The organism is Streptomyces sp. NPDC006544 (genome assembly GCF_040611715.1).
GTDB lineage: Bacteria > Actinomycetota > Actinomycetes > Streptomycetales > Streptomycetaceae > Streptomyces.
Genome location: NZ_JBEXOV010000185.1, coordinates 1 through 5,633, shown reverse-complemented (window position 1 = coordinate 5,633; position 5,633 = coordinate 1). Strand labels below are relative to the sequence as shown.

Below are 5,633 nucleotides of genomic sequence, written 5' to 3'. Positions count from 1 at the left end.
TGCGCGGGCCAGACCCTGCGCCCCGCCCCCGTACCGCGTGACGTGGCGGACCACGTCGTGGTTCGACAGCACCCACGTCGTCGGCGCGCCGACCGGGCGCATCGCGTCCAGCGACTCGTCGATGGTGGCGCGCAGCGCCTGCGCGTCCCATCCGGTGTTCAGGTAGTGGAAGTTGAAGGCCTGGTGCAGCTCGTCGGGACGCAGGTAGAGGGCCGTCCGGTCCGCGCTCGGGGTCCACGCCTCGGCGACGCCGATGCGGTCGCCCGCGTACTCGTCGAGGACGAGGCGCCAGGAGCGGTAGATCTCGTGGACGCCGTCCTGGTCGAAGAAGGGCAGGACCTGGTTGCCGAGCAGCTTGAGCTGTTCGCCGCGGCCGAGGTCGGGCAGGCCGGGGGCCTTGACCAGGCCGTGGGCCACGTCGATGCGGAAGCCGTCGGCGCCGAGGTCGAGCCAGAAGCGCAGGATCGAGCGGAACTCGTCCTGGACGGCGGGGTGTTCCCAGTTGAAGTCGGGCTGCTCGGGGGCGAAGAGGTGGAGGTACCACTCGCCGTCGGCGACCCGGGTCCAGGCCGGGCCGCCGAAGATCGACTCCCAGTCGTTCGGGGGCTCCGCGCCGTCCTCGCCGCGCCCGGCGCGGAAGTGGAAGCGTTCGCGCAGGGGGCTGCCCGGGCCTTCGCGCAGCGCCTGCTTGAACCATTCGTGCTGGTCGGAGCAGTGGTTGGGGACCAGGTCCACGATGATCCGCAGGTCGAGCGCGTGGGCTTCGCGGATCACGGCGTCGGCGTCGTGCAGGCTGCCGAACATGGGGTCGATGGCCCGGTAGTCGGCGACGTCGTAGCCGGCGTCCGCCTGCGGGGAGGCGTAGAAGGGGCTGAGCCAGACGGCGTCGACGCCCAGGTCCTTGAGGTAGGGCAGTCGGCTGCGGATGCCTTCGAGGTCCCCCATGCCGTCTCCGTTGGAGTCGGCGAAGCTGCGCGGATAGACCTGGTAGATCACCGCTTCTCTCCACCAGCCGGGCGTGGTGCCGGTGGAGGCGGGGAGCGCGTCGGCGAGGTGCTGGGTCATGTCGTCCTTGGGAGATCGGGCCGGGGGTGAGAGGGGGCGGGCAGCGGGTGGTCAGCCCGTGACGGGGCGGTCAGCCCTTGGTCGCGCCTGCCGTCATCCCGGCGACGAGGTGACGCTGGGCGAAGAGGAAGAAGAACGCGGCGGGGATGGCGATGAGGACGGAAGCCGCGCTCATGGCACCCCAGTTGGAGGTGTACTGCGTGACGAAGGTCTGCAGTCCGCCGGCCAGGGTGAGGTGCTCGTCGCCGACCATGAAGGCGGAGGCGTAGGCGACTTCGCCCCAGGCGGTGATGAAGGCGTAGAAGCCGGTGACGGCGAGGCCGGGCTTGGCGAGCGGGAGGATGAGCCGCCAGAAGGTGCCGAAGGGGTTGAGCCCGTCCACCCGGCCGGATTCGTCGATCTCCACGGGGATGGTGTCGAAGAAGCCCTTCATCATCCAGGCGCAGAACGGCACGGCGATGGTGAGGTACGTGATGATCAGGCCGAGCGGCTGGTTGAGCAGCCCGAGGTCGCCCATGAGGTTGTAGAGCGGCACGATGAGGATGGCCATAGGGAACATCTGCGTGATGAGCAGGGTCCACATCAGCGGCTTCATTCCGGGGAACTTGAAGCGGCTGACGGCGTAGCCGGTGGTGGCGGCGATGAACACCCCGAGGACGGTGGTGATGCCGGCCACGAGGACGGAGTTGCCGAACCAGGTGAGGAAGGAGGTCGACTCCACCAGGTAGCGGTAGTTGTCGAGGGTCGGTTCCTTGACGAAGTCCGTGGAGATGGCGTGCTTCGCGGGCTTGAGCGAGGTCAGCAGGACCCACAGCACCGGGAACACGGCGATCACGGACGCGCCGACCAGTGTGGCGTGCAGGCCTGCGGAGGCCAGCGGGGAGCGCTCTCCCCGGCGGCGGCCGGGGTGGGCGGCGGTCTTGGGCGGGGTCGTCACGGTCACCACACCTCTCCCTGCTTGCGCAGCGAGCGCCGGTAGACCAGCGCGAAGATCATGAGCAGCAGGAGGATCAGTACGCCCCAGGTCGCCGAGCCGGCGAAGTCGCGCGGGCTGGAAACGAACGCCTCGCGGAAGGCCTGGGTGACCAGGATCTCGGTGGAGTCTCCCGGCCCGCCCCGGGTGAGCAGGAAGATCACCGGGAACATGTTGAAGGTCCAGATGGTGGAGAGCAGGATCACCGTCATGCTGACGGCGCGCAGCCCCGGCAGGGTGATGTGGCGGAACCGCTGCCACGGGCCGGCGCCGTCCATCTCGGCGGCCTCGTAGAGCTCGCCGGGTACGGACTGCATTCCGCCGAGGAGGGCGACCATCATGAAGGGGACGCCGAGCCAGACGTTGACGGCGATGACCGCGACCTTGGCCCAGGTCGGGTCGTCGAGCCACGGGACGGCGCTGATGCCGCCGCCTTCGAGGAGCTTGTTGAGGATGCCGCTGTCGCGGTTGAAGAGGAACCGCCAGGCGAAGACGGAGACGAAGCCGGGGACGGCCCAGGGCAGGATGAGCGCCATGCGGTAGGCGGCGCGGCCCTTGAAGTCCCGGTTGAGCATGGTGGCGAGGGCGAGGCCGAGCGCGAAGGTGATCGACACGCAGGCGACGGTCCACAGCACCGTCCACACCAGCCGCTGCAGGAACACCGGGTCGGCGAGGACGTCGGCGTAGTTGTCGAGTCCGACGAACTGGTACGTCGCCTCGATGTGGTTGGCGCCGATGGTGCGGCCGACGTTGCGTTCGGTGGCGTCGGTCAGCGACAGGTAGACGCCGCGGACGAGCGGCCAGCCGATGATCACGCCGAGTACGAGCACGACCGGGGCGATCATGGCCCAGGCGTACCAGTGGGTGGCCAGCGCGCGCCTCAGCCCGGGGCGGTTCCCGCCCCGGGTCCCGTTCTTGCTGTCAGTCCTGCGGCTCCGGCCGCGGGCGGCGACGTCGGTGTCAGGACCGACTTCGCTGCCCGCGGCCTTCGCCACCGACTGGCTGGTGTGAGCAGCCATGGTTTCGTTACTTCCAGCCCTTGAGGATCTTGCGGAATTCGACGCCGGCCGCCTTGGCCGCGTCCTCCGGGCTCGAGGCACCGGTGATCGCCTTGGTGTACTCGACCTTGAGCGGCTCGAAGAGGGAGCCGTTCTCCGGGATCCAGGCGCGCTCGACGGCCTTGTCCACGGCCGGCTTGAAGAACTGGACCATCTCGTTGGACTTGACGTCGGGCTGCTCGTAGGCGGCGGTCCGGGTCGGGAGCAGGCTCAGGTCCTTGGCGGACTGGACCTGCACCTCCTGCGAGGTCATGTAGTCGACGAAGGCCTGCGCGGCGGGGATGTTCTTGGAGCCCGCGTAGACGGCGAGGTCGTGGCCGCCCTGGGGGGCGCCCGCCTTGACGGAGCCGGCCGGGACGGCGGCGATGCCGAGGTTGGCCTTGTCCTTGAACTGGTCGCCGGCGTAGCTGTCGGCGACGGCCCACGGACCGTTGATCATCATCGCGGCTTCGCCCGACTTGAAGGCGGTCTGCATGTTGGTCCAGCCGTCGGTGGCGTTGGTGATCGCCGCGCCCGAGGTGACCAGGTCGCGGGCGGTCTTGAACGCCTTGACGCCGGCCGCGTTGTCGACGGTGACCGTCTTGGTCTTCGCGTCGACGAGGTCGCCGCCCTCTCCGTAGATGAGGGGGAGGAACCAGTAGGAGTCGTCGCCGCGCAGGTAGAGGCCGGCCTTGCCGGTCTTGGCCTTGATGGCGGCGGCGGCGGTCTTCACCTCTTCCAGCGTCGTGGGGGGCTGGACGCCGGCGTCGGCGAGCATCTTCTTGTTGTAGAAGAGGCCGAGGGTGTCGATGACCTGCGGGACGGCGTAGGACTTGCCCTCGTACTTGCCGCTGGCCGCGGCCTGGGGCAGGAACTCGGCGTCGATCTTCTTCGCCGTGTCGGCCGGGACCTCGGCGAGGTAGCCGAGGGAGGCGAAGTCGGCGACCCAGCCCACGTCGGAGCGGATGACGTCCGGGGCCTCGGAGCCGCTGCTGAAGGCGTTCTTGACCTTGTTCTGGGCGTCACCGTAGGGAACGTTGACGTACTTGACGGTCACCTTGGGGTGCTTGGCGGTGAACGCCTCGGCGATCTTCTGGAAGGACGCCTTCTCGGCGTCGTTCGAGGTGTCCCACCACGTGACCGTGCCGGAGAGCTCCCCGTCGGCCTTGGCTCCGCCGTCGTCCTTGGTGTCACCGCCGCAAGCCGTCGCCGCGAGCGCCAGAGCCGCGACCAGCGCGGTGGCCGCTATGCCACGCCGCATATGAACTCCTTCGATGATCCCGGCCGCGCCTCGCGGTCCCGAGTTGCCGAGAACGTAACAAGCCTGAAAGCTGTCCGAAAGAGCTTGCGGCAAATTTCTGCAAGAAGGGCTCATCGTTACATCCACGTGTCCGTACGGTTGCCGCACCTTGCTGTTAGTTCGAACCCTCTTCGACCGTCCGGGCCCGCAACCAGGGGGCGTGTACCGGCGTTGTCCCGATATGACCCACGAGTTGACCGCCCCCCGGCTTGCAAGCGCTTCCAGCAACGCCGACGCGAGCGGTGCCTGGTGGCGCGATGCCGTCATCTACCAGGTGTACGTGCGCTCCTTCGCCGACAGCGACGGCGACGGCGTCGGCGACCTGCGCGGGGTCCGTGAGCGCCTGCCCCACCTGGCCCGGCTCGGGGTCGACGCCGTGTGGCTAACCCCCTTCTACGTCTCCCCCCAGGCGGACGGCGGCTACGACGTGGCCGACTACCGGGCCGTCGATCCCCTCTTCGGCGACCTCTCCGACGCCGACGACCTCGTCCGCTCCGCCCACGCCCTCGGCCTGCGCGTCATCGTGGACGTGGTCCCGAACCACACCTCCGAGCAGCACCCCTGGTTCCGCGAGGCGCTGGCCTGCGCCCCCGGGGCCCCCGCCCGGTCCCGCTACCACTTCCGGCGGGGCCGGGGGCCCGCGGGCGCCGCACCCCCCAACGACTGGGAATCGGTCTTCGGCGGCCCGGCCTGGACCCGGACCCCCGACGGCGAGTGGTACCTGCACCTCTTCGCCCCCCAGCAGCCCGACCTGAACTGGGAGCTTCCCGAGGTCGCCGAGGAATTCACCTCCGTCCTGCGCTTCTGGCTCGACCTCGGGGTCGACGGCTTCCGCGTGGACGTGGCCCACGGCATGGTCAAGGCCCCCGGGCTCCCGGACATCGGCCGCGGCGCCCAGGCCACGCTGATCGGCACCGAGCCGCTCCCCTTCTTCGACCAGGACGGCGTCCACGAGATCCACCGCTCCTGGCGGCGGCTCCTCGACTCCTACGAGGGCCCGCGCGTGGGGGTCGCCGAGGCCTGGGCGCCCACCTCCGAGCGGCTCGCGCTGTACGTGCGCCCCGACGAGCTGCACCAGGCCTTCAACTTCCGCTTCCTCAACTGCCCGTGGGACCCCGCCGTGCTGCGGAGCGTGATCGACGAGTCCCTGGCCGCCACCGCCTCGGTCGGCGCGCCGACGACGTGGGTGCTGTCGAACCACGACGTGGTCCGCCACGTCACGCGGTACGGGGGCGGGGCGCAGGGTCTGGCCCGCGCA

The 5,633-nt window shown here is 69.7% G+C and carries 5 protein-coding genes; 1 reads left to right on the top strand and 4 read right to left on the bottom strand.

The window, feature by feature from the left end:
• From ABZY44_RS37160 to ABZY44_RS37145, 4 genes are all read right to left on the bottom strand, one after another.
• The coding region (locus tag ABZY44_RS37160) for an alpha-amylase family glycosyl hydrolase (protein ID WP_356661898.1) at window positions 1-1,065 on the bottom strand (1,065 nt) is incomplete at its 3' end.
• Window positions 1,066-1,135: 70 nt separating this feature from the next.
• Complete coding sequence (locus ABZY44_RS37155; RefSeq protein ID WP_356661896.1) at window positions 1,136-2,008, bottom strand: carbohydrate ABC transporter permease; 873 nt, start codon at window positions 2,006-2,008, stop codon at window positions 1,136-1,138.
• Window positions 2,005-3,057 (bottom strand): sugar ABC transporter permease, encoded by a 1,053-nt coding sequence (locus ABZY44_RS37150; RefSeq protein WP_356661894.1) that lies wholly within the window; start codon window positions 3,055-3,057, stop codon window positions 2,005-2,007. The genes ABZY44_RS37155 and ABZY44_RS37150 overlap by 4 nt, the downstream gene beginning before the upstream one ends.
• A gap of 7 nt (window positions 3,058-3,064) precedes the next feature.
• Complete coding sequence (locus tag ABZY44_RS37145; RefSeq protein ID WP_356661892.1) at window positions 3,065-4,336, bottom strand: extracellular solute-binding protein; 1,272 nt, start codon at window positions 4,334-4,336, stop codon at window positions 3,065-3,067.
• A 220-nt stretch (window positions 4,337-4,556) separates the two neighbouring features.
• On the opposite strand from ABZY44_RS37145, the gene ABZY44_RS37140 reads away from it, so the two are divergent.
• Window positions 4,557-5,633 (top strand): alpha-amylase family glycosyl hydrolase (locus ABZY44_RS37140; protein WP_356661890.1); only part of this gene is annotated, 1,077 nt, incomplete at its 3' end.